This is a genomic window from Candidatus Methanoperedens sp., from assembly GCA_027460535.1.
Taxonomy (GTDB): Archaea; Halobacteriota; Methanosarcinia; order Methanosarcinales; family Methanoperedenaceae; genus Methanoperedens.
Window position 1 is genome coordinate 64,594 of record JAPZAR010000006.1, and the last position, 21,105, is coordinate 85,698.

A 21,105-nucleotide genomic window follows, 5' to 3' on the forward strand; every position below is an offset into this window, starting at 1 on the left:
AAGTCTCTGTTCATATCTATTTCTCTATCTCTTGTTTGCCAGCTCATACGCTTGCTTTAAAGTTTTTATGTCAATTTTATCCATTTTAAGCATTGCAGCCATGACTCTTTTTGATTTCTCCGGGTCTTTGTCCTGCAACATCTCGACTAATACAACAGGAACGATCTGCCATGACACACCAAATTTATCTTTTAGCCAGCCGCATTGTTGTTTTTCTCCGCCTTCGGAGAGCTTCTCCCAAAACTTGTCTACTTCTTCCTGTGTCTGGCAGTTCACGACAAAAGATATGGCTTGTGAGAAAGTGAATTGCGGGCCGCCGTTAAGTGCTACAAATTCTTGCCCTTCGATTAGGAAACTCGCGGTCATTACCGTACCTTTCGGGCCTGGCCCTTCCTCTCCATATCGAGTAACGCTTATAATCTTTGAATTTTTAAAAATTGAAATATAAAATTTCATCGCCTCTTCGGCTTTGCCGTCGAACCACAAGAATGGGGTAATTTTTTGCATATGTATCTCCTTTCAGTTTTCTTGCTTTAAATTGTTTCTAGTTTGAAAAATGTTTTGTTCACAATTTTTATTTTTGTCATTTCATTCAAATTTATTCAAATTAAACATTTGTCGGATATACAAACGCAGTTTCTTTTTCTTCTGTCTTTATAGGTCTTACTTCAACACTTGCAGAAGCAACGTACTCAAATTCGGGATTGTTTTTTGCAATGCTAATAGCTTCATTAATGTCATTTGCTAAAATATGGTAATATCCTACCTGGACATCTTTGCCTATTACAATAATATTTTCTTTCCACTCCTTATTTGTCCTGGTAATAATAACCCCTTCAAGTATGAGTGGTTGTGCGGCTATCAATTTATTTTGACTTTTTAAAATGTCAATATATATCTCACATTTTTTAATGAACGCCAGGTGTTCTTCAGCAGACAATGATGCTTTTGCTTCACCATCATTTCGTATAAGCAGCATAAATTCTTTCATATTTTCATTTTATCCTTTTGTTAATTCTTTCGCAAGAAGTTCGTTGAGACGATCATATGAATATTTGACGCCTCTTTCCATGCCAGATTCTCAATCCATGCTAAATCCTCTCATCGCTTTCAGGCATGTCCGTATTTAAGCAAGACGATTCCATTTTTAAATGCTCTTGCTCCGAGAAGCTTCAGGTTCATCTTTTTAACGTCTTTGAATAAGCATTTGCCAGCGCCTAAAATAACGGGGACGATCACAAGTTGGTATTCATCGATGAGACCGTGGTTTGCAAACTGTTGCACGATAGTACCGCTACCCAATATTGTGAAATCTTCGCCCTCCTGCTCTTTCAGCTTGATAATTTCTTCCGGCTTTATTTCATGAAAGAGCTTGATGTTTTTCCAATTGTGCCCTTCTTCCACATTCTGCAGCGTTTTTGAAAAAACTATCTTCGGGCTATTGTTCACAACCCGAGCCATACCCGGATCGTTCTTGATCGCATCCGGGGTGGGCCAGTAGCTTTTCATCATCTCATAGGTCGTATGGCCAAAAATCAGCGTATTGCCTGATTTGGCCGCCTGCTCATGGGTATACGAATCGTATTCATCATCTTTTTTAATTGCCTTGAACCAATCTATCTCACCGTGTGGTCCGGCAAAGAAGCCGTCGACTGTCACGTGATTAAATACGCTTATTTTTCTCATATTGCTTACCTCACGTACTCTGTGGTTGATAGGTAAGAATCACAACACCAGAACTTGTTGTCTTGCTGTCTACCAGTTTCAATTTTATGGGACCAACCCCGTTTTCAAACAGGCGCTTTCCACTGCCCAAAACGAGGGGATGGATCATAAGAACATATTCGTCAACTATCCCAGCCTTCATCAGGGACTGCACCAGCTTCCCGCTGCCTGGGACGTACAGAAACCCAGAACCAGGTTGCTGCTTCAGTTTGGCGACCTCTTCCTCGACATTCTTCTTGATCAGCATTGAATTGTTCCACTCTACCTTATCCAGGGTCGTAGATACCACATATTTGGGTATGCTATTCAGTTTATGGCCTATTGGGTCATCTTCAGGCGCATTGGGCCAGTACGCGGCAAAGATCTGATAGGTCACCCGACCAAGGAGCAAAGCATCTGCAGCCGCTATCAGCTCACCTATAATTTTTCCCTTTTCAGCGTCGAAGTATGGCATTTGCCAGCCGCCGTACTTGAACCCTCTTTCCGTATCCTCCCAAGGATAACTCGGCGCCTGCATGATACCATCCAAAGTCAGAAAATCTCCTACAACTAATTTTTTCATGTCCTTTATCGCCCCTCGTATGCCTGTTTTAAAGTTTTTATATCAATCTTTTTCATCTTGAGCATCGCCTGCATTACGCGATCGGCTTTCTCTCGATCGGGGTCATTGAGCAAGCGTGGCAGGGTAGTAGGAATAATTTGCCAGGAAAAACCGTATTTGTCTTGAAGCCAGCCGCACTGCTGGGCCTTCGGATCGCCGCCCTCACTGAGCTTATTCCAATAATAGTCAACTTCTTCTTGCTTTTCGCATTCTACATAGAAGGATACGGCGCCAGATGGCTTAAAGAACTGACCACCGTCGAGGGCCATAAACCTTTGCCCCTCCACTTCAAACACAGCGGTGAGGACTTTTCCCTCCATGCCTTTCATCGGTCCAACCAAAGGCCCCTCGGGATAGCGTTTTTATCAAACCATAAGAAGGGAGTTATTTTTTGCTTGAAGGTAGCCATAATTTTACTCCTTTAGCGCAAACGATCCCGTCTTTAGGTCTCCGGCGGGTTCATAGGTAGCTATGATCACACCGGTAGTAGAAGTTTTGCTATCAATCAGCTTGAGATTAACCGGTTGCGTTCCCTCACCAAACAGCCGCTTGCCCTTCCCTATAGTAACCGGGAAAATCCATAACCGAAACTCATCGATAAGATCATGTTTAAGCAATGTTTGAATAAGATTGCCGCTACCGTGCACCTGGAGTTCGGGCCCTTTTTGCTCCTTGAGATTTCTGATTGCCTGCGCCACGTTTCCCCTTACCAGTGTGGAATTATTCCAGGTCACTTCTCCAAGGGTTCTGGAGACAACATACTTCTTGACGCTGTTCAATTTGTCGGCAACCGGGTCATCTTTAACGTATGGCCAGTGCGCAGCAAAGATTTCATATGTCTTCCTGCCCAATAATAACTCAGAAGGCTTTGCCATAGATTCGCCCATTACTTGCCCCATCATGTCATCCCAGTAATTGACCGTCCATCCGCCGTAGGTAAAACCGCCGGTCGGATCTTCCTCCGGTCCCCCGGGTGCTTGCATAACGCCATCAAGCGTTACAAATGTGCTTACAATAAGTTTTCTCATAATGTTTTCTCCTTTTAATCATTTCAGGCTTTCAGCAAGCTTGTCGAAGGATTCGTTCCAGCCAACTTCCGTCAAATCGCTCATCTGGCCCTCAGGGATGCCGACATGTCTCAAAGTCATCCTTGTTTTGCCATCATGTTCTTCGAATGTCAAAGTCACCTGCAATTCTAACGGGAAGTCTGCGCTCAAACCGTAGTAGGTGGCCGGGACCACATTGCCTTTCTCATCTGCAAAGCTATCGGTGCAGACGATACGCTCTGGCTCAACTATTTCGCGATAGAAACCAGTGCTCCAAAAATCCTGTCCCTCGGGCGATCGCATGCAAAAGAGATAGGCTCCACCCACGCGGAAATCGATTTTGCAGAAAGGTGACATAAAGTTTTTTGGCCCCCACCAGCGCTTCACGCGTTCGGGATCTGTCCACGCCTTCCACACAAGCTCACGCGGTGCGTCAAAAATTCGCGTTATGGCGATCTCCCGCTCCTTAGTCCTCTTTATGGCGTTGCTTTTTGCTTTTTTTTCGGTCATATCTATTCCCCCTTGGTTGTTCTAACGAATCAAGTCCCTTGCCCCCCGCTGACTCCCGGCGGTGAACAAAGAAAAACCCGCCCGGCAGCCACTCGTGGCTCGTTGTCATGATAATTTCTCCCCACAAATACACTATTTAGTTTAATCTTCATAATAATAAAGTATTAGATTGCCATTCTTCAATTTCTCAATTATTTTACTACATGCTAAGAAAAACCAAAAAATCATATGAACCTAGAAAGTATGATAATGTTTCATTTCTTGCTTTATTTTCTAATCGCTATTCTCCTAGCTCTATCCATGTCCCGATTTTAGCACCACGATTGTTATTCTGGTTCAAGATATTCCAATGGATGCACAAAACACGATCGTCTGCAGTCAGAAATCCCGACCGAGGAGGCTTGCATATCTTGCTAACTCCTGAAAGGCAGGATGAACCAGTTCAAGTTGTTTTCCTGAATTGGCTGATGGTTCTGAAATCTGGTTTTACAATCCTATGACATTTTCAATTTCGAATGATAATCCAACTCAAATATTTTATATATGATGAAAACCACTTCCTCATAATGAAAAATCTCGATCGCATATTAGAACTGCTTCAAGACTCCAACTGGCATGGGGTTGAGGAGATAAATAATGAACTCCATCTGTCGGTAGATAGGTTGAATGAAGCGATTCGATTCCTGCTAGAATGGGGACTTATTGAGAAAGAAGAAGAGACTCTAAAAATAACAGTCGATGGACTGGAATATTTGGAACTTCAATTTTAACCCAATATCCCGGCTACTTCCTCTAATCTTTTAAATAAATTTTCACCTTTTTCAGTTAACTCATAGCATACCTGGTCCTGATTAAAATTTATAATAAAACCTTTTTTTAATAGAAAATCTAGATATCCTTGGATATTTCCCCGCTCAAGATATGACCGTTGAATTATTTGAGTCTTATTTAAATTTTTCTCTTCCTGTAATGCCTTTAGCATTTCTAAGATTATTTCAAATCTGCTCTCTTTTGCCATCCTTATCACTAAAGCAAAGACATCTTACCAATATATATATTTAATGATTAGTATGCTCATTATGATAGCCTTTAACATATTGGTGCGGATATTCTCATAAAAACCTAGGTATTTTTTGTAATCAATTTGTTCTATTCATAGTTTTAAAAAAAAAGATCTTCAGCAATCTACAATTTTAACGAGCATGAGCCATCCTGATGAAGTCACTGACCACTGGATTGGAAAATCCGGGGCATTATTGTCTGAAGGCCCTAATTAAATTTGATTATATTTCAAAGATTGGATGACTGAATTAAATGAAGATTTAGAAATTTGCTCATATGATGTTATAGAGATTTGATTTGTATACCATGACGAAATTTAGATAATATTGGTGTTATTGATGCGAGCGTGTGGGTTTTTGGAGAGAGAGTATAACCATTTGTTAAGAGCGAAGTGAAAGTAATCAGACAATCAAGAAGCGACCGCTGCATGCCCACCATATCTCTATAAAACTCGCAGACTTTATTACCCTTTAATTCGAATATTCCTTCATGTATTACGATCTCCTCATCAGATTTGCGATAGGCGGCGCGGTGATAGCAGGGACTACCTGGATAGCAGAGCTGTTCGGCCCCAAATTAGGCGGGATAATAGCGACCATACCTGCCGTTACCATCGTAAGCCTGCTCATTGTGGGCAATGCCCTGGGGGAGAGAGCGGCCGTTGATTTCGCAAAAGGAATCGTGGTTGGGAACATACCATGGTTCGCCTACATTTTTGCCGTGATACTTCTCACCCAGCGGATAGGGCTGGTAAAAAGCCTTGCAGTAGGGCTGATGATATGGTTTTTGCTTGTGCCGCTGGCATCCAGGCTTTCACAGATGTTTTAAATTCCGTTACGGTATATTTTCAGAAATTTCCGTTACGCAATTTGTAATACTTTCACCCTGCTCTTTGCTCTTCGTATTATAGCTTGAAAACAGACGTCTAATTCTTAGAACGGTGAAAACTATGTACACCTCTTCCAGACAATTAAATCCTTTAATCGGAAGCTGTATCGACCCGGCAGGTTTCAAACCTGCATGTATAACAGTTATCGAGGGAACATCCACGCTCGTAACCGATACGCTTTTCGGCCTGTGCGCGCTTAAAGCGTGCGGTGGACATGACGTCATACTTGTAGATGGAGCAAATAGCTTCGATCCGTATGCAGTTTCAAGGTCGGTAAAGTTGCTTGGCCAGGATACAAGAAGCGCGCTATCCCGAATCCATGTAGCGCGGGCGTTTACAGAGTACCAGATGGATGCCATTATATGCGGGCTGCATGATGCTGCGCTCCGGTGGCCTCCTTCACTGGTCGCAGTTTTGTACCTGTCCAATCTTTTCTCAACAGAAGACGGGAAACGCCTGTTCGATCCCCTGCTCAAAAATCTCCGGGATGTCACGCGGTCTTCCGGCCTTGTTACCGTGGTGACAAGCTTCGGAGGGAACTGGTGGGGAGACAGGATGCTTGCCGGGAATGCGGATCGAGTGATCAGGATCGAAAAGACAAAAACCCATGTTAAGGTGAAGGATGGCGGTAACGTGTTCATGCACGTGCCTGTACCGCCGGGGCAGACGAAGGTCACTGATTTCATTGGAGGTGAGACGAATGGGCAGAACTGTGCCGAGCTTTCGGGTGCTGCTTGAAAGTATAGCCATTGAACTTACAGCCTTCCGAAGGGCGCTGCGCGGTTGTGACAGGGACGCATTTGACCGTATCATGAACATGTCCCGCAAACATGCGTCCTCGTCAACTGTCGCCCCGCTGCTTGATCCGATGGACTCGATGTTCATGTCGATACTGATCGAGCAGCAAAAAGAGATAAACAGGCTGCAGGAGGCAGTATATGCATCTGCTGGATGTGCAGTACAACCGGGAGGACAGCACAGTAACATGCTGGATAAAAAAGAATGATGCCTGCCTGCCTGTAAAAGAGACATACTATCCTGAAATATATGTCACTGGCGGCTCTGAGCTGAAATCCCTGATAGCTACCATCCCTGGTGTTGTTGACACAGGTTTCCAGGATAAAAAAACGCATCTCTCAGGTGGATTGGAGCGTCTCATTTCTGTGAGGGTGAAGAGCACAGATGCAATATACGAAATAGCCGGGATGCTCGAGGCGCGCGGATGCATGCTGTATAACATCGACCTTGACCCGGCACGGCAGTACCTGCTTTCGAAAAACCTGTTCCCCATGGCAGATCTGGATATGGATGACCGGTATTCGATGGATTACACTATCCCGCATCTTAAGATCATGGAGCTGTCGGTAAAGCCAAAGAAGCAGCACGGAATAACCACCATGGACGACCCTATTGGCAGTATTGCCCTGGGAGAAAGCGTACTTGAAAGCGATGAAAACATGATGCTGGACGAACTTTCCAGACTAGTGGCAAAAGAAGACCCGGATATCATTGCCACAAACGGAGGCGACAGCTTTGACCTGCCCTATCTCTACCACAGGGCCGAACTCGCTGGCATCCCGATGCAGCTTGGGCGCATGCGCGGCAGGGATCCCAAAAAGGGCAGGTCGTACTTCAGCTACGGCAGGATAATCTACAAACCCGAAGGATACGTCCTTTCAGGCAGGCTGCATCTTGACAGCGCATCGTTCATGTACAGGGAAGGCGGCCTTTCAGGGCTAATCGATCTTGCGCGCATCACGGGTATACCGATGCAAGACCTGTCTCGCATAAGCCCGGGCAGCGCTGTGACGGCGCTGCAGGTCAACCAGGCTCAAAGGGATGGCGTTCTAGTTCCATGGAAGCGCAACCTTGCGGAGGACTGGAAGACGGCTCTGGAACTCCTGATAGCCGACCGTGGCGCGCTTGTGATAGAGCCGCGGGTCGGGCTGCACGAGAATGCGGCTGAGATTGATTTTGCATCCCTTTTTCCCAATATCATGGTCACCAGGAACATCTCACCTGAGACCGTGCTGTGCGGATGCTGCCTTGACTCGAAAACGCGGGTGCCCTTTACAGGCTATAACATCTGCGAGAAGCGGATCGGGCTCATACCCAGGGTGCTCAAGCCCCTCATCGAACGGCGCATGGCATATAGGAAGCTGGCGCGAGAGGATACTTTGAGGGCAGAGGAATACGAAATGAAGCAGAACCTGCTCAAGTGGCTCCTTGTCACGAGCTTCGGGTACATGGGTTACAACAAGGCGCGCTTCGGCAGGATAGAATGCCACGAATCTATCACGGCGTACGGCCGCGAGATACTGCTGCAGACGATCGACCTGGCAGAGGAGATGGGCTTTGAGATACTTCACGGGATAGTGGACAGCCTGTGGGTTAAAGGTAATGGCGTTGAAGAGCTGTGCAGGCGCGCCAGCGAGCGCATAGGGATATCGCTTGAATACAAAGGAGAATTCAAGTGGATCGTCTTCCTGCCGAATAAATCCAACGGCACGGGCGCGCTAAACCGCTACTACGGCGTTATGGGGAACGGGAAGTTGAAAGTGCGGGGAATAGAGTTGAGGCGCAGCGATACACCCGCACTAATGATAAGGCTGCAAGAGGACATTCTGGCATGCCTTGCGCGCGCTGAGGATGCAGAAGGGTTCTACCGCGCAATCCCCGATGCGCTCAGGATACTGCGGGAGTATTCTAAGAAGGTGCTTGCTGGGGAATGCAGCATTGAAGATATGATCTTTACAGCCCACGTATCCCGCGAACTTCCGGAGTACAGGCAGTCCAACAACAATACGGCTGCTCTCAGGCAGTTCCAGAAAGAAGGTATTGCGATACATCCCGGTCAGAGCGTCAGGTACGTGCTCACGGACCATGCCTCGAAGAGCTACATGAAGCGCGTTAAGATCGCGGAGCTTGTGAATGAGAACACGCAGTACGACCGAGGGAAATACTACGAGCACCTGCTCAGAGCCGCAGAGAGCATCCTTTTGCCATTCGGATATACGAAAGAGAGGCTGGACGGGTTGATGCACGGGAATATGCAGGCAAGTCTGGAGAGATGGATTATACGATGAACGCAGATAATGCAGAATTATCAATGGTATCCGTGTTATGTTGATATTTCATTCGTTTACCGTAACGGTAGTTTTGGCTATAAATTCCGTTACGCAATTAATTACTAAAATACCCGTAACGGCGTTTGTCAGATTATTTTTATTTAAATCTCTTATTTTAATTTATAGCAGGACTTCTATGCCTGGCCCAATAGTTCCTACCCATAAAACGGATTGAAGTTTCTTTGAACAATCATTTTTTTATGCTGGGAATAAAAGAACCGCGCACAACATAAGTTTATAAACTCAAAGGATTACCTCGAAATATGAACCTAAAATATAAATTCAATCCCAAAATGCAACTGGCGTACGGAATATTTGGATTTCTGTCTGCAATAATCATAATCTATATTTTCACTCATACCATAAACTGGGGTGTTGGCCTTGGTGTAGGTACCGGGAACTTCATTATTTCGGGATTATGCGATTTCCAGGAATGTGGTTAAGGTACCCGAAGAAAAAATGTCGTATAATATACCTTATACGCAGTTTTTATATACATAGAATAACAAAATATAGACTGTTATGCCAGATGACCTGCCTCCAGCATTAAAAAAACTCGAGACCGAGATGAAACTGCGGGGATTCTCAAAGCAGACCTCAAAGATGTACCTTTTCTATAACACTAAATTCCTTGAGTATATAAAAAAACCTCCCGAAGATGTAACCGAAGATGACATCAAAGAATTCCTTGCAAACAAAATAGCCGATGATCTACTTTCAAATGCTTCAATAGCATTGGTCAAATCCACCCTAAAATTTTTTTACACTGATATGCTCGGAAAAAATATTTCCATGATAAGGACACCGAAGGCGTCAAAAAAATTGCCGGTGGTCCTGAGCCGCAAAGAAATAAAACATCTGCTGGATAACACGCAGAACCTGAAGCATAAGCTCTTGATTGAGCTTCTTTACTCCACAGGGCTCCGGCTTTCGGAATGTATTAACCTGAAATACTCAGACATGGACATGAACGACGGAATCGGGTGGGTGCGCCTGGGAAAAGGCGCAAAGGATAGGATATTTATTGTTTCAGAATTGTTCAGGAAGGACCTTATGGATTACAAGGAAAAAATTCGCGCCGATGGCAAGGGTTATATTTTTTCAGTTAACGGAAAGAAAATGTCCCCGCGAGGCATCCAGCATGCGATAAAAGTCTCAACGGAACGTGCCGGCATCGAGAAACCGGTGCATGTACACACCCTCCGCCATTCGTTCGCCACACATCTGCTCGAGAACGGTGTAGATATCAGGAAAATCCAGAAGTTACTGGGGCATTCCAATCTGCAGACAACTCAGATATATACCCAGGTTTCATCGGAAGAGATAAAGAAGATAAAAAGCCCGCTGGATACATTGTAGATATCAATTGCTCCGCAGTCGATTTATTTTATCACTTCGACCATTATTATCCCGGGCATCTTCTCTTTCAGTGTTGACTCCAGTGCTGCGGCTATGGTACTTACAGGTATCTGGCATCTTCCGCATCCAACACCTTTCCTTGTTTTATATTTCCGCAGGAAATTACTGAATGTAACTGGCACCGAAGTCCTCGTGATCCTCACCTTTACGATGCCATTTGCAACATTAACCAGTTCGATATCTCCGCCGTCTGCCTGAAGGCTTTTTCGGAAATCGGACAGTATCTCATTCAATGTTTCTGCAGATTCCATGATAGATAATTGCCCTCATACGTAATAATTTTCATCATGACAATGCCGTAACGTAATATAGTATAGATTTTTCCGTAACGGGATTAATATCTAAAAATACCGTAACGGAATAAATTATATTGTTTGAAAAGGAGGATAGTGGGCAGAATTGGGGATTATGGTGGTGGTAAAAAAGAATCTTTTCTGCCCACTATAATTCGTATGTATACGAATTAAAGTATAAATAGTTTACGTTTGCTGTAAAAACCATGAATCTCATTGCGATCCATCGAGATCGACTGGATAATTTGCGGGTATGTAACACAGAAAAATTTACAGTTTGAATGCCAACCTTGCTGAGATAAGATTTTAGTGGGCAGAATTGGGGGTTATGGTGGTGGTATGTAAAAATAGTTTTTCTGCCCACTATAATTCGTATATATACGAACTAAAGTATATATAGTTTACGTTTGCTTTAAAAAATGAATTTCATTGCGATCCATCGAGATAAACTGGATAATTTGCGGGTATATAACACAGAAAAATTTACAATTTGAATGCCAACCTTCCTGAGATAAGATTTTAGTGGGCAGGAGGGGTTTATGGTGGTGGTATATAAAAATAGTTTGTCTGCCCACTATAATTCGTATATATACGAATAAGTATTTAAGGTTTACGCATTACGTAAAATTGAAGATTTCATAATATCAGACTTTCCCGTAACGCAATATTTTGATATATTTTCCGTAACGGATTAATATGCCATAAATAGCGTTACGGAATATTTATATGTTTCTGTAACTCATTAAGAGTATATGGCTGAGAGAAAATACACACGGTGGAAAAAATGCCTGATATGCGACGATTTTGTGAAACTGATGTTTCCCGAAGACGCCAGGGACATGCTCATAATCTACGAACCTCAGGAAGGGATGAGCGATGAATCGAAGAACTGGAAAAAGAGACAGCTTGGATATGTCCACAAGGTTTGCCTTAAGAAAGCAAATTCGATGTTAAAGATTAAATCTGTTGAACCTGGGGACAGTGGTGTTGCCGAGGTTGTATAGTGGCTTACAAAGATTTACGTGAATTTATAGAAGTTCTTGAAAAAAAAGGTCTGTTGAAACGGATCACGACCGAGGTCAGCGCAGAGCTTGAAATAACTGAAATTCTTGACAGAACAGTAAAAAACAACGGTCCGGCACTGTTATTTGAGAATGTAATGGGCTATAAGGTCCCGGTGTTGGCCAATGCCTTCGGGACTATGGCACACATGTGTCTTGCTCTTGGTGTAAATAACCTGGACGAAATCGGGGAGAGAATCCATAACCTCCTGCAATTTGAAGCACCCTCCAGCCTGTGGGAAGGGATTAAAATGATCCCGAAGGTTGCAGAGATCACCTCATTCCCTCCGAAACATGTGAAAAGCGGACCCTGCAAGGAAGTCACACTCAAGGAAGGCTTTTCTCTCGATGATTTTCCGATATTGAAATGCTGGCCAGAGGACGGTGGCCGCTTCATCACTCTCCCTCTTGTATTCACAAAAAATCCAAAAACCGGGAAGCAGAACGTGGGGATGTACAGGATGCAGGTCTACGACGGCAAAACGACGGGCATGCACTGGCACATCCACAAACACGGCGCACGCGATCATACGGATGCAGGGAAGGAGGGAAAAATGGATGTCGCTGTTGCCATAGGTGCCGACCCGGCCGTCGTCTACTCAGCCACTGCGCCGCTCCCGGACAATATCGATGAGATGATGTTAGCTGGATTCCTCAGGAAAAAGAATGTGGAGCTTGTTAAATGCGAAACTGTCGACCTCTATGTACCCGCTCATGCCGAAATCGTACTCGAAGGATACGTAGATGCAAAAGAGCGGCACATCGAAGGGCCTTTCGGGGACCATACCGGATATTATTCGCTTGCCGACGAGTTCCCGGTGTTCCATATAACCTGCATCACCCACCGCAAGAACCCGATATACCACGCCACTGTTGTTGGGATACCCCCGATGGAAGACGCATACTTCGGCAAAGCCACGGAAAGAATATTCCTTCCACTCATTAGAGCGCAGCTTCCCGAGATCGTGGACATTAACCTTCCGGTAGAGGCAGTATTTCACAACCTCTGCATAGTCTCAATAAAAAAGCGCTACCCCGGCCATGCTAAAAAGGTCATGTTCGCCCTCTGGGGTATGGGGCAGATGATGTTCGCAAAGACGATAATCGTGCTGGATAATGACGTGAACGTGCAGGACATGAAGGAGGTACTGTGGGCAGCAACCACACGCATGGATCCGGCAAAGGATGTTGTAATAATCGACAAAGCACCCACCGATACACTTGACCATGCCTCGCCTCTTCCCAATCTTGGCTCAAAAATGGGTATCGACGCCACGCGAAAGGGGCCGGATGAAGGGTTCAACAGGGAATGGCCTGATGCTTTGAAAATGGATGAGGGCGTAAAAGCACGTGTCGATTCAATATGGGAAGAACTTGGAATTAGATTTATCACTAAAACAACATAGTTCAATATTCTTATATCTTTGAAGCGTAAAGGTAATTAGATGCTCGACATAATTATTTCACTGTTTACCATATTTCTGTATACTGCGCTTGGGACTTATGTTCTCACAAAAAATCCGCACGACCGTACAAATAAGATATTCGCTATTCTCATGCTTGTTTTTATCATATGGTCAGTGGGGACTTACAATGTCGGGATCGCGGCAAATAACATACCTTTGAATGAGGCGATTCTATACATAAAAATCCAATTAAGTAGCGCGATCATTGCACTGGCCGTGCTGGTTTTCTTTGCTCTTTCCTTTACAAAATCTGAAGGAATTTTTAAAAATCCTCTTACTTACCTCACGATCTTACCATCGGTATACCTGCTGTACCTGATATGGTTTTCTGATGTGCGAGGACTTCCAGTTAACATTTTTTCCGCAATCCCGGGGGCAAAAGAGGAGTTCTTCCTTTTTTCTACAATATTTGCCGTGGCCGGCATTTTTCTGCTATTGAAATATTACAACGCAAGTAAATACAAAGAGCATGAACAGGCAAAACTTATTTTGATAGGTGTTATAGCAGCCATCCTTACTGCAATCATAGCAAACATAGTACTTCCCATGTTCTTCGGCATATATGACCTGCAGCTATCAACTATCGGACCGGCGGTGATGGGTATCTTTTTTGCGTATACTGTTTATCAGTACGGTCTTTTCATAAGACCAATGCCAGAGCTTTCACCTACATCTTTTTGCGGCGCATCGTGCACATTATGCGACGAATATCTTAACGATAATTGCAGGGGATGCAGATTCGATAAGGATAGATACACCAACTGCGAGATCTACGGCTGTTTGAGGGAAAAAGGGTATTCAGATTGTGGCGATTGCCCGGAAATAATTACCTGCATAAAAAGAAATAAAAAACATAAAATATGTTATGAATCAAAGCCAAAGTATAACCTGAAAAAAGGTTTCACATACTTTACGAAAGGGAATGCCCTGGGCTATGACATCTTTAGGGATGCGCTCAGTTGCAGTGCTTTCGGTCTTATCGCCTCCACTGTTCCACCGCAACAAATAAAGGAGACATACGGTCTCACAACGACCCCGATAGTTTGGATATCGGATGAGGTCATTGAAATGGGTGTAAGACCAAATAACCTGGGGCGTCTGGGAATAATACTGGTCAATTTCATGAAAAAAATCGATAATGGGGTAATTCTCCTGGACGGCGTTGATACCCTGCTCGCCATGAACGATCTTAACAATGTGCTCGGATTTGTCCAGATATTGAACAATACAGCACGAATAACAGGCAGCCGGGTGATCATATCGACGTCCCTGGAGGGTGAAGACCTGAACAGAGTGAAAGAGGGTATGGAGTACATAAAGGCTTGAAAATGTTTAGAATATGAGGACGACGGATACGGAGCCACCGGTGAAGCTGAAGGGAGATGTGCCTCAGCAAATCCTTACGAAAGATATCCCTGTGACCAGTTTGATAATTAAATATATATTAATAAATATAAATATTCAAAATATATTGTTTTTACTTGCTTTCATAGCATATGGTATCGGGGACGGTATAACAGCAGTTTACATGATGGATAAAGCAGGGCCAATGATTGAGACAAACCCTTTTGTGCGTTTCATGTACGTTACCTCTGGTGCTGAGGGCGTTATGAGTTTAAAAATAGGGTTCACCATATTGATATTATTCTTTGTCTGGATTATCTCAAGACGGAAAAACATTTACTGGACAATCAATGGTTTCCTCTCTGCACTGTGCATAGGTGGGATAATGGCGATGAGGGCGAACCTGATGGCTGCGAATGGAACTACGCCCCCTTCTCCAGATTCAATCGTATTAACCTTCTTGCTCCTGACAGTATTGTTCGTCATGATCGGCGACCAGATGGACAAACTCAGTATTCCGAGAAAGCGACAAAATTCAACAACAACGTCTTAATAGTCGTTCTTATCCGTTTTTGATCGTGGGTAGGATTTATTCAATCTTTGCTCAGTTCCTCGCCGCCATGATATATTTGCTGGGCGGCGGCATATATATCTTCCATACCTGAACCATAAGTCGATGAGACCGGGATTACGGTCTGGCCCGCGCCAAATGTTCTGAGGGCGGAAAGGAACTCAATGCTCAATTGGCTGCGCATCGTGGGTTGTTCGTTGTGGATAGCTTCATCAAGTTCCATTGAATCGCTGCTCCAGCTCAATATTCTCTGGCGCTCATCCTCTTTCAGAAGATCTGATTTGGTGAGAATACTTACAAAAGGAATGTTAAATCTGACCTGGACAGAGGCTCCTTGAAGCATCAATGAGATAAAACCGGATGGATTTCTTGAAATGACGGGATCATAGAGAAAACCGATGATAGACTGCTGGGCCCCAAAAGATTCAATCAAGTATTTTCCAGATTGCCGCAGGACAAATAATTCCATCTGGCCCGGGGTATCAAAAATAGCGTATTCTGCTTCAAAACTTTCAATTATTTCTTTCATTTCATTGATATTCATTGCAAGCATATCAGCAGCTATGATCTGTGCCCCGTTAGGTCCGACGCCATGCTCTTTCATGATATCACGCAACTTTACCCACTCCCTGATATCCACATCAGGAACGTAAGGCGCGTTTTCAATACCAGGGTCAAGGTTAATTGTTACCGCATCATACCCCTTGCTCTCCATCCAGCCAGCATAGGCACCTGTGAGGGATGACTTGCCGCTTCCTGCCGAACCGATAAAATAAAGGTTAATCATTTGTATCAGGGGGATAATATCGGTGATAAGAGAAAAGATTTGTGATGCTCGCTAAACTGAAGTTATATGCGGATTTTGTAGTCATCAAGCATACCCTCTTCGCGATTCCTTTTGCTTACCTTGGCGCATTCCTTGCAAGCAGGGGAATTCCGGAGCTTCGAATCCTTTTCTGGGTAGGGCTTGCGTTTCTCGGAGCACGCAGCGCGGCAATGGCACTGAACAATCTTATCGATAAGGATATCGATGCAAAAAATCCCAGGACCGCCAGCCGGGAGTTGCCTTCAGGAAAGATAAAATTATACGAAGTATGGGGAATCATTCTGGTTTCTTATGGGCTGCTATTCTATTCTGCTTACAGATTGAACCCTCTATGCCTTCTATTGGCACCCATTATCCCTGTTACTTCGATCATATATCCATATCTGAAGCGGTTCAGTCCAGTGACGCATTTTGTATTGGGGCTCAACCTTGCATATGCACCCGTAGGGGGCTGGCTTGCAGTCACGGGCGAGTTTGCAATTCCTTTCGGCGCTGCGGAGCTTGGAATGCTGCTGCTGCTGTTCGCGGTCACTTTCTGGGTGGCCGGGTTTGATATGATCTATTCGCTGCAGGACATTGATTTTGATGAAAAGAACAGGCTTTATTCCATACCTTCTGTTTTCGGGGTGAAAGCGGCGCTTGGGTTGTCGTTCGCGGCGCATGTTCTGATGGTGGCGTTGCTTGTCGGGCTTATGTATGTGCTGAAACTCGGGGTGGTTTTTAAGGCAGGGCTTGTGATCATCGCTGCGCTGATATGGTATGAGCATACGCTGGTAAAGGTTGATAATTTTAACAATGTCCCTGTGGCGTTCTTTAATGTGAATGCGGCGGTGAGTCTGTGCTTGCTGTCTTTTACGGCGGCGGATGTGCTTGTGAAATAGCGCATCTTTTTAATACCAGTAATCAGTATTCAACTTCTTCAGCAATTTCCGTAAATGTCTCTATTCTTGCAGCAAGGGCTGCCAGATCTTCGGGATGGATCAGAGGACCTCCAAGGATTTCTCGCAAGCCAGCCTTCTCAAAATTCTTGTTCATGCCAGTATTACTTCTTTTTTCTGTGATTGCGTCGTTATTGTTCCATTCCTTACTCTGAGACGTTCTTGTCTCTGAACTCGCCTCTTTATATGTAATTATTCCGGAAACCCCAAATTCTATTCGAATTCGAGCTTCCTTATAAGATTCTTGATCAGTAACACCTGATGCATCAAAATTTGTATCAAACGTGGAAAGGGTCCCCTTCTGTACATATGCACCAATTTCCCAATCTTTATAAAATCCCTTTGTCGTCTCAGCCATCAGATGTGTTCCACGTATAACAGCTGCCTCACCAAATATGCCTTCGAAGGTCAAATCCTTTATATTTTTCTTCTTGACCATTTCCTTAACACCTGATAAAGCCCCAAAGAAAGCGGCAAAATCTTTCGGACCAAATGACGAAACATCAAGTTTAGCGCCGCATTCCTTCATGGCTCCAAGAGGGTTCTCAAGGGCAAACAAGAAAAATTCATCACTTTTAATTGCCTTTTCAACAAAACGCTTCAATCCAATAGATCGCACAGGGATGGTTATGCAGATCCTTTTTTGTTTATTCATACTTATCACTCCACTCTCATCGGGATTCTTTCACCCTGCCGCTGGTGATTATTCTTGACATTACCACCACATAATGGATTTTCAATCCCGCTCAAATACAAATTGTCATGAGCATGTAAATATCTTTCGGTATTATAATTGTAAAATAGAACTTGTTATTTCACCGTTGTTACCCAGAATCCAAAAATCCCTTCTACTTCAATCTCAATAAATTCGACCCGATGAAAATTTGTGGCATCTAAGATCTTAATTTCACCCTGCATCTATTCCACTCGCCCGGCGCATCCTCTCCACCGCATCCGCCGAGCCATCTTCACCCAGCCTGAGCGCCGGGAGTAATGCGCCGCCCAGAAAGACTTTATATATCTGCGTTCATCTGCGTTTATCTGCGGTTCGTATGTCCACAGGAGGTTGCTTCGGTAACATATCGGCGCCGCTCTGTCTGAATTATTATCAAAACTTCCAAATCCTGCTTCATCTGCGCCAGCCCATGCGCCTCCTCCCCACCGGTATCTTCCTCACCTCAAATTCATTGCGCCTCTCCCTCAACCACCACTTGCGCACACTCTCTTTTAAAAACGTTGGGGTCTATGCCTTATGTAAAGATATCGTACAACCATAAGATACAACTACGTCAGTAACAAAATGATGTCGATGAATATATTAAAAAAGAGCGGGAGAGTTGGCAGGGCTGGTACTATGTAAGCGCTGTTTCCGCCTTAAGAGCCTTAATTTCTTCCGAGGTTCGCATATGATCGTAAAGGCATCTTTCCAAAGAGATTTCTATGGCTTTTTCATGACCAAATTCTGAAAGCACTGCCCTGCAATCTTCTCTCGTAAGGATTTCGCTGCATAAATGGCAATTGTTAACATACTGTTTTCGAAAAGGGATATCGGGGTTCTTCTTGAGAATAAACTTCATGAGCCCATAAGGCCCCTCAAGCGCAAGCCAGTTAACGATGAGGTCTTTATGCGCCATGATTATCAGTTCTTCTAATTTATATTCATCAAGGGTGCCAAAAACAATCTCCTCAACCTTTCTCGGGACCATTCCACAACAAATAGAAAGTTCTTTGCGCGGAGTTATTACAATTCGTTTAAGGATGGACGAACACGGAGCTTTCCAGTGATTCTCGCATGGAGGATAGAGTATTTCCTCGTCGGGAATCAGGTGCATGTTCTCCGCTATAGGTACCGTGTATCCTGTATCGACCAGATTGTTGTCTGGATTTTTCTTCTTTGGATCGAAACGAGAAAGCTTGTATCCCAAAAATTTTTCGAGGTGATCCAGCGAAATAGTGCAGTTTTTCATAATTTTATGCCCGATAAGACAGGGAAGCCCAACTTCTATGCAAGCATCATTTGCGTATTTTATCCTTTCAAGGGGTATGAACTCCTGATGATAATCGTCGCAGCTGAGGTTTATTTCCTTTAACCCTGCTTCTTTGTATGACTTCATGGTGTCTCTTGCCACTTCAGGCGTTCTTGCCCAAAACGCATTTGTAACTATTCTTGTTAAGAGTCCCTTTTTGGCACAATATTTTACACTATCGAGGAGATCATCCCCAAGAAGAAAAGGCTCGCCTCCCGTAAAGACTACCAGTTCCAGTTTTCCAAAAGAATATACCTCATCCACTATTTCGATCATATCCTTTAGAGAAAGACGTTCTGTATGCTCTGGACCGCACTCTGCCCCGCAGTACCTGCAGCTTATCGGGCACTGGTATGTGGTGGAAAAGACAAGGCTGGAAAGCATATCATCTCTCACTGAACATCTTTTTAATGCTAGTTATCATTATTCAACTTCTTCGGCAATTTCCGTAAAAGTCTCTATTCTTGCAGCAAGGGCTGCCAGGTCTTCGGGATAGATCAGAGGACCTCCAAAAATATCTCCCAAGCCAGCTTTGTCAAAATTCTTGTTCCAGCCATTAGTACTTTCTCTGTTTCTGATAGCATCCTGTTTGTCCCATTGCTTATCCGAACCCGAACTTGTCTCTTTACTGGGATCTGCAAATGTATTTCCTATAATTTCCTATCGACCTCGAAATATTTATCACTCGTTGAAAGAACCTGTTTTTGGGAATATGCGCCTATTTCCCAATCTTTATAAAATCCCTTTGTCGTCTCAGCCATCAGATGTGTCCCACGTATAACAGCTGCCTGACCGAATATGCCTTCGAATGTTAAGTTCTTTATATTTTTCTTCCTGACCATTTCCTTAACACCTGATAAAGCCCCAAAGAAAGCGGCAAAATCTTTCGGATGGAATGATGATGCATCAAGTTTAACGCCACATTCCTTCATGGCTCCAAGAGGGTTCTCAAGGGCAAACAAGAAAAATTCATCATTTTTAATTGCCTTTTCAACAAAACGCTTCAGTCCAATAGATCGCACAGGGATGGTTATACTGATCCTTTTTTGTTTATCCATACTTATCACTCCACTCTCATCGGGATTCTTTCACCTTGCCGTTGGTGATTATTCTTGAAATTACCACCACATAATGGATTCTAGATCCCGCTCAAATACAAATTGTCATGAGCATGTAAATATCTTTCGGTATTATAATTGTAAAACAGAACCTATTATTTCACCGATGTTACCCAAAATCCAAAAGTCCCTTCTACTTCAATCTCAATAAATTCGACCGATGAAAATTTGTGGCATCTGAAGACCTTAATTTCACCCCGCATCTATTTGTAATTCCACACTCATTAAACCTCATGCGCAAAAAACAGAAAGATTGGGCAAAGGACATGGCGCACCAGCGAATCGTCAGGCTTTTTGAGCTTGCTGGCCAGGAATTCAGAACGCATCCCGAGCGCAGCGACAGGTATGTGAGGCTGGCAAGGCGCATAGGGATGAGATACCGCGTCAGAATCCCGGAAGGGCTGAAACCGCGAATTTGCAAACACTGCCATGCTTATCTGGTCCAGGGGGTAACTGCACGCACAAGACTCCAGGGAACCCATATTGCAACGACCTGTACAGCCTGTGGAAAGCAGATGAGACGCCCTTATCATGCTTGAAGGAAAGGCATCAATTTACGGTTTTTTGAATGTTATCTGGGAAAATCCTATCTTTTCATTGAACATCCTTTCTGCCTGGATATCCAATTCCATAATAAAAACCTCAAGCACCATGAACGCCTCTGCCTTTTTTCTGATACAGCCCATTGTCAGTCCTTTGCTGCTGCCTGCCGTTGCATGAAGGTGTATTTTAGGGGAGCCGTTTTCCATGGATATATTGCCAGCTCCGATGATCTCTCTCACGTCACTAAATTCAGACCAGACTATGTCTGGCGGAACAGATTTCTCACGTGGTCCTGTAACCAGCTTTGCCTCTCCCATTGCCCCGATCACCATGAAGAAAGCTAATGTTATATCTTCCTTGAGCGCCAGACCCGTTAACTCATTTAGCAAATCTTCGCCATGGTCAACCCTGACCATAAATACCCTGCCAATTGAACCCTTTCGATAATCCATGCACTGATTTACATCTGGTTTATTTTAAACCTTGTGATTTTTGCAAGTCGCAACTAATAAAAACTATATACTCCAAAGAACATGTA

The 21,105-nt window shown here is 44.0% G+C and carries 27 protein-coding genes; 13 read left to right on the forward strand and 14 right to left on the reverse strand.

Features of this window, described 5'->3' with window-relative positions:
• Positions 1–24 precede the first annotated feature (24 nt).
• From O8C65_01380 to O8C65_01410, 7 genes are all read right to left on the reverse strand, one after another.
• Positions 25–507 carry a VOC family protein gene (locus O8C65_01380; GenBank protein ID MCZ7355560.1) on the reverse strand — a complete coding sequence of 161 codons (483 nt, stop codon included), beginning with the start codon at positions 505–507 and terminating at the stop codon, positions 25–27.
• A gap of 100 nt (positions 508–607) precedes the next feature.
• Positions 608–991, reverse strand: coding sequence for a hypothetical protein (locus O8C65_01385; GenBank protein ID MCZ7355561.1), 384 nt, complete (start codon positions 989–991; stop codon positions 608–610).
• A 119-nt stretch (positions 992–1,110) separates the two neighbouring features.
• A complete protein-coding gene (locus tag O8C65_01390; protein ID MCZ7355562.1) occupies positions 1,111–1,686 on the reverse strand; it encodes a dihydrofolate reductase family protein in 576 nt (191 codons plus the stop codon).
• A gap of 10 nt (positions 1,687–1,696) precedes the next feature.
• The gene (locus O8C65_01395; GenBank protein ID MCZ7355563.1) at positions 1,697–2,287 is read right to left on the reverse strand and encodes a dihydrofolate reductase family protein; all 591 of its coding nucleotides are present in this window, start codon (positions 2,285–2,287) and stop codon (positions 1,697–1,699) included.
• A gap of 5 nt (positions 2,288–2,292) precedes the next feature.
• Positions 2,293–2,655, reverse strand: coding sequence for a VOC family protein (locus O8C65_01400; GenBank protein MCZ7355564.1), 363 nt, complete (start codon positions 2,653–2,655; stop codon positions 2,293–2,295).
• A gap of 84 nt (positions 2,656–2,739) precedes the next feature.
• Positions 2,740–3,354 (reverse strand): dihydrofolate reductase family protein, encoded by a 615-nt coding sequence (locus O8C65_01405; protein MCZ7355565.1) that lies wholly within the window; start codon positions 3,352–3,354, stop codon positions 2,740–2,742.
• An 18-nt stretch (positions 3,355–3,372) separates the two neighbouring features.
• Positions 3,373–3,882 (reverse strand): SRPBCC domain-containing protein, encoded by a 510-nt coding sequence (locus O8C65_01410; protein MCZ7355566.1) that lies wholly within the window; start codon positions 3,880–3,882, stop codon positions 3,373–3,375.
• Positions 3,883–4,448: 566 nt separating this feature from the next.
• Here O8C65_01410 and O8C65_01415 point away from each other — a divergent pair.
• Complete coding sequence (locus tag O8C65_01415; GenBank protein MCZ7355567.1) at positions 4,449–4,652, forward strand: hypothetical protein; 204 nt, start codon at positions 4,449–4,451, stop codon at positions 4,650–4,652.
• Here the strand turns inward: O8C65_01415 and O8C65_01420 are convergent.
• A complete protein-coding gene (locus O8C65_01420; protein ID MCZ7355568.1) occupies positions 4,649–4,900 on the reverse strand; it encodes a hypothetical protein in 252 nt (83 codons plus the stop codon). The two genes, O8C65_01415 and O8C65_01420, sit on opposite strands and share 4 nt — an antisense overlap.
• A 533-nt stretch (positions 4,901–5,433) precedes the next feature.
• Here O8C65_01420 and O8C65_01425 point away from each other — a divergent pair.
• The 6 genes from O8C65_01425 to O8C65_01450 all read left to right on the forward strand — a co-directional run bounded on the left by O8C65_01425 (position 5,434) and on the right by O8C65_01450 (position 10,320).
• Entirely contained in the window at positions 5,434–5,772 is a 339-nt protein-coding gene (locus O8C65_01425; protein ID MCZ7355569.1) for a DUF3147 family protein, read from the forward strand.
• A 121-nt stretch (positions 5,773–5,893) separates the two neighbouring features.
• Entirely contained in the window at positions 5,894–6,571 is a 678-nt protein-coding gene (locus O8C65_01430) for a hypothetical protein (protein MCZ7355570.1), read from the forward strand.
• The gene (locus O8C65_01435) at positions 6,534–6,839 is read left to right on the forward strand and encodes a hypothetical protein (GenBank protein MCZ7355571.1); all 306 of its coding nucleotides are present in this window, start codon (positions 6,534–6,536) and stop codon (positions 6,837–6,839) included. The genes O8C65_01430 and O8C65_01435 overlap by 38 nt, the downstream gene beginning before the upstream one ends.
• On the forward strand, positions 6,772–8,919 hold the full coding sequence (locus O8C65_01440; protein MCZ7355572.1) for a hypothetical protein: 2,148 nt from the start codon (positions 6,772–6,774) through the stop codon (positions 8,917–8,919). Before O8C65_01435 ends, O8C65_01440 begins: the two co-directional genes overlap by 68 nt.
• A 305-nt stretch (positions 8,920–9,224) precedes the next feature.
• Positions 9,225–9,404 (forward strand): hypothetical protein, encoded by a 180-nt coding sequence (locus tag O8C65_01445; protein MCZ7355573.1) that lies wholly within the window; start codon positions 9,225–9,227, stop codon positions 9,402–9,404.
• Between the two features lie 79 nt (positions 9,405–9,483).
• On the forward strand, positions 9,484–10,320 hold the full coding sequence (locus tag O8C65_01450; GenBank protein MCZ7355574.1) for a tyrosine-type recombinase/integrase: 837 nt from the start codon (positions 9,484–9,486) through the stop codon (positions 10,318–10,320).
• 23 nt (positions 10,321–10,343) lie between these two features.
• On the opposite strand, the gene O8C65_01455 is transcribed toward O8C65_01450, so the two are convergent.
• Entirely contained in the window at positions 10,344–10,631 is a 288-nt protein-coding gene (locus tag O8C65_01455; GenBank protein MCZ7355575.1) for a NifU family protein, read from the reverse strand.
• A gap of 794 nt (positions 10,632–11,425) precedes the next feature.
• On the opposite strand from O8C65_01455, the gene O8C65_01460 reads away from it, so the two are divergent.
• Genes O8C65_01460 through O8C65_01475 form a run of 4 tightly spaced genes read left to right on the forward strand, consistent with a single transcriptional unit; the run spans position 11,426 to position 15,097 of the window.
• Positions 11,426–11,677, forward strand: coding sequence for a hypothetical protein (locus O8C65_01460; GenBank protein ID MCZ7355576.1), 252 nt, complete (start codon positions 11,426–11,428; stop codon positions 11,675–11,677).
• On the forward strand, positions 11,677–13,140 hold the full coding sequence (locus O8C65_01465; GenBank protein MCZ7355577.1) for a menaquinone biosynthesis decarboxylase: 1,464 nt from the start codon (positions 11,677–11,679) through the stop codon (positions 13,138–13,140). Before O8C65_01460 ends, O8C65_01465 begins: the two co-directional genes overlap by 1 nt.
• Before the next feature lie 39 nt (positions 13,141–13,179).
• On the forward strand, positions 13,180–14,526 hold the full coding sequence (locus O8C65_01470; GenBank protein ID MCZ7355578.1) for a DUF835 domain-containing protein: 1,347 nt from the start codon (positions 13,180–13,182) through the stop codon (positions 14,524–14,526).
• A gap of 13 nt (positions 14,527–14,539) precedes the next feature.
• Entirely contained in the window at positions 14,540–15,097 is a 558-nt protein-coding gene (locus O8C65_01475) for a hypothetical protein (GenBank protein MCZ7355579.1), read from the forward strand.
• A gap of 40 nt (positions 15,098–15,137) precedes the next feature.
• On the opposite strand, the gene O8C65_01480 is transcribed toward O8C65_01475, so the two are convergent.
• Positions 15,138–15,902 carry an ATP/GTP-binding protein gene (locus O8C65_01480; protein MCZ7355580.1) on the reverse strand — a complete coding sequence of 255 codons (765 nt, stop codon included), beginning with the start codon at positions 15,900–15,902 and terminating at the stop codon, positions 15,138–15,140.
• A gap of 44 nt (positions 15,903–15,946) precedes the next feature.
• Between O8C65_01480 and ubiA the strand changes: the two genes are divergently transcribed.
• Positions 15,947–16,822 carry a putative 4-hydroxybenzoate polyprenyltransferase gene (gene ubiA / locus O8C65_01485; GenBank protein ID MCZ7355581.1) on the forward strand — a complete coding sequence of 292 codons (876 nt, stop codon included), beginning with the start codon at positions 15,947–15,949 and terminating at the stop codon, positions 16,820–16,822.
• A 22-nt stretch (positions 16,823–16,844) separates the two neighbouring features.
• Here ubiA and O8C65_01490 read toward each other — a convergent pair whose 3' ends face one another.
• The 3 genes from O8C65_01490 to O8C65_01500 form a co-directional block, all read right to left on the reverse strand.
• The gene (locus tag O8C65_01490; protein MCZ7355582.1) at positions 16,845–17,483 is read right to left on the reverse strand and encodes a hypothetical protein; all 639 of its coding nucleotides are present in this window, start codon (positions 17,481–17,483) and stop codon (positions 16,845–16,847) included.
• 748 nt (positions 17,484–18,231) lie between these two features.
• On the reverse strand, positions 18,232–19,302 hold the full coding sequence (locus tag O8C65_01495; GenBank protein MCZ7355583.1) for a radical SAM protein: 1,071 nt from the start codon (positions 19,300–19,302) through the stop codon (positions 18,232–18,234).
• Between the two features lie 254 nt (positions 19,303–19,556).
• Positions 19,557–19,964 carry a hypothetical protein gene (locus tag O8C65_01500; protein MCZ7355584.1) on the reverse strand — a complete coding sequence of 136 codons (408 nt, stop codon included), beginning with the start codon at positions 19,962–19,964 and terminating at the stop codon, positions 19,557–19,559.
• Positions 19,965–20,257: 293 nt separating this feature from the next.
• Here O8C65_01500 and O8C65_01505 point away from each other — a divergent pair, with 293 nt between their 5' ends.
• Positions 20,258–20,563, forward strand: coding sequence for a ribonuclease P (locus tag O8C65_01505; GenBank protein MCZ7355585.1), 306 nt, complete (start codon positions 20,258–20,260; stop codon positions 20,561–20,563).
• 15 nt (positions 20,564–20,578) lie between these two features.
• Here the strand turns inward: O8C65_01505 and O8C65_01510 are convergent, their stop codons facing one another.
• Positions 20,579–21,019: a DUF296 domain-containing protein gene (locus O8C65_01510; GenBank protein MCZ7355586.1), complete on the reverse strand. Its 441-nt coding sequence runs from the start codon at positions 21,017–21,019 to the stop codon at positions 20,579–20,581.
• Between the last annotated feature and the right edge of the window lie 86 nt (positions 21,020–21,105).

Coding starts and splice junctions, on each gene's coding strand:
- O8C65_01380 (MCZ7355560.1), bottom strand. CDS start 507: ATGCAAAAAATTACCCCATTCTTGTGGTTCGACGGCAAAGCCGAAGAG.
- O8C65_01385 (MCZ7355561.1), bottom strand. CDS start 991: ATGAAAGAATTTATGCTGCTTATACGAAATGATGGTGAAGCAAAAGCA.
- O8C65_01390 (MCZ7355562.1), bottom strand. CDS start 1,686: ATGAGAAAAATAAGCGTATTTAATCACGTGACAGTCGACGGCTTCTTT.
- O8C65_01395 (MCZ7355563.1), bottom strand. CDS start 2,287: ATGAAAAAATTAGTTGTAGGAGATTTTCTGACTTTGGATGGTATCATG.
- O8C65_01400 (MCZ7355564.1), bottom strand. CDS start 2,655: ATGAAAGGCATGGAGGGAAAAGTCCTCACCGCTGTGTTTGAAGTGGAG.
- O8C65_01405 (MCZ7355565.1), bottom strand. CDS start 3,354: ATGAGAAAACTTATTGTAAGCACATTTGTAACGCTTGATGGCGTTATG.
- O8C65_01410 (MCZ7355566.1), bottom strand. CDS start 3,882: ATGACCGAAAAAAAAGCAAAAAGCAACGCCATAAAGAGGACTAAGGAG.
- O8C65_01415 (MCZ7355567.1), top strand. CDS start 4,449: ATGAAAAATCTCGATCGCATATTAGAACTGCTTCAAGACTCCAACTGG.
- O8C65_01420 (MCZ7355568.1), bottom strand. CDS start 4,900: ATGGCAAAAGAGAGCAGATTTGAAATAATCTTAGAAATGCTAAAGGCA.
- O8C65_01425 (MCZ7355569.1), top strand. CDS start 5,434: ATGTATTACGATCTCCTCATCAGATTTGCGATAGGCGGCGCGGTGATA.
- O8C65_01430 (MCZ7355570.1), top strand. CDS start 5,894: ATGTACACCTCTTCCAGACAATTAAATCCTTTAATCGGAAGCTGTATC.
- O8C65_01435 (MCZ7355571.1), top strand. CDS start 6,534: ATGGGCAGAACTGTGCCGAGCTTTCGGGTGCTGCTTGAAAGTATAGCC.
- O8C65_01440 (MCZ7355572.1), top strand. CDS start 6,772: ATGCATCTGCTGGATGTGCAGTACAACCGGGAGGACAGCACAGTAACA.
- O8C65_01445 (MCZ7355573.1), top strand. CDS start 9,225: ATGAACCTAAAATATAAATTCAATCCCAAAATGCAACTGGCGTACGGA.
- O8C65_01450 (MCZ7355574.1), top strand. CDS start 9,484: ATGCCAGATGACCTGCCTCCAGCATTAAAAAAACTCGAGACCGAGATG.
- O8C65_01455 (MCZ7355575.1), bottom strand. CDS start 10,631: ATGGAATCTGCAGAAACATTGAATGAGATACTGTCCGATTTCCGAAAA.
- O8C65_01460 (MCZ7355576.1), top strand. CDS start 11,426: ATGGCTGAGAGAAAATACACACGGTGGAAAAAATGCCTGATATGCGAC.
- O8C65_01470 (MCZ7355578.1), top strand. CDS start 13,180: ATGCTCGACATAATTATTTCACTGTTTACCATATTTCTGTATACTGCG.
- O8C65_01475 (MCZ7355579.1), top strand. CDS start 14,540: ATGAGGACGACGGATACGGAGCCACCGGTGAAGCTGAAGGGAGATGTG.
- O8C65_01480 (MCZ7355580.1), bottom strand. CDS start 15,902: ATGATTAACCTTTATTTTATCGGTTCGGCAGGAAGCGGCAAGTCATCC.
- ubiA (MCZ7355581.1), top strand. CDS start 15,947: ATGCTCGCTAAACTGAAGTTATATGCGGATTTTGTAGTCATCAAGCAT.
- O8C65_01500 (MCZ7355584.1), bottom strand. CDS start 19,964: ATGGATAAACAAAAAAGGATCAGTATAACCATCCCTGTGCGATCTATT.
- O8C65_01505 (MCZ7355585.1), top strand. CDS start 20,258: ATGCGCAAAAAACAGAAAGATTGGGCAAAGGACATGGCGCACCAGCGA.
- O8C65_01510 (MCZ7355586.1), bottom strand. CDS start 21,019: ATGGATTATCGAAAGGGTTCAATTGGCAGGGTATTTATGGTCAGGGTT.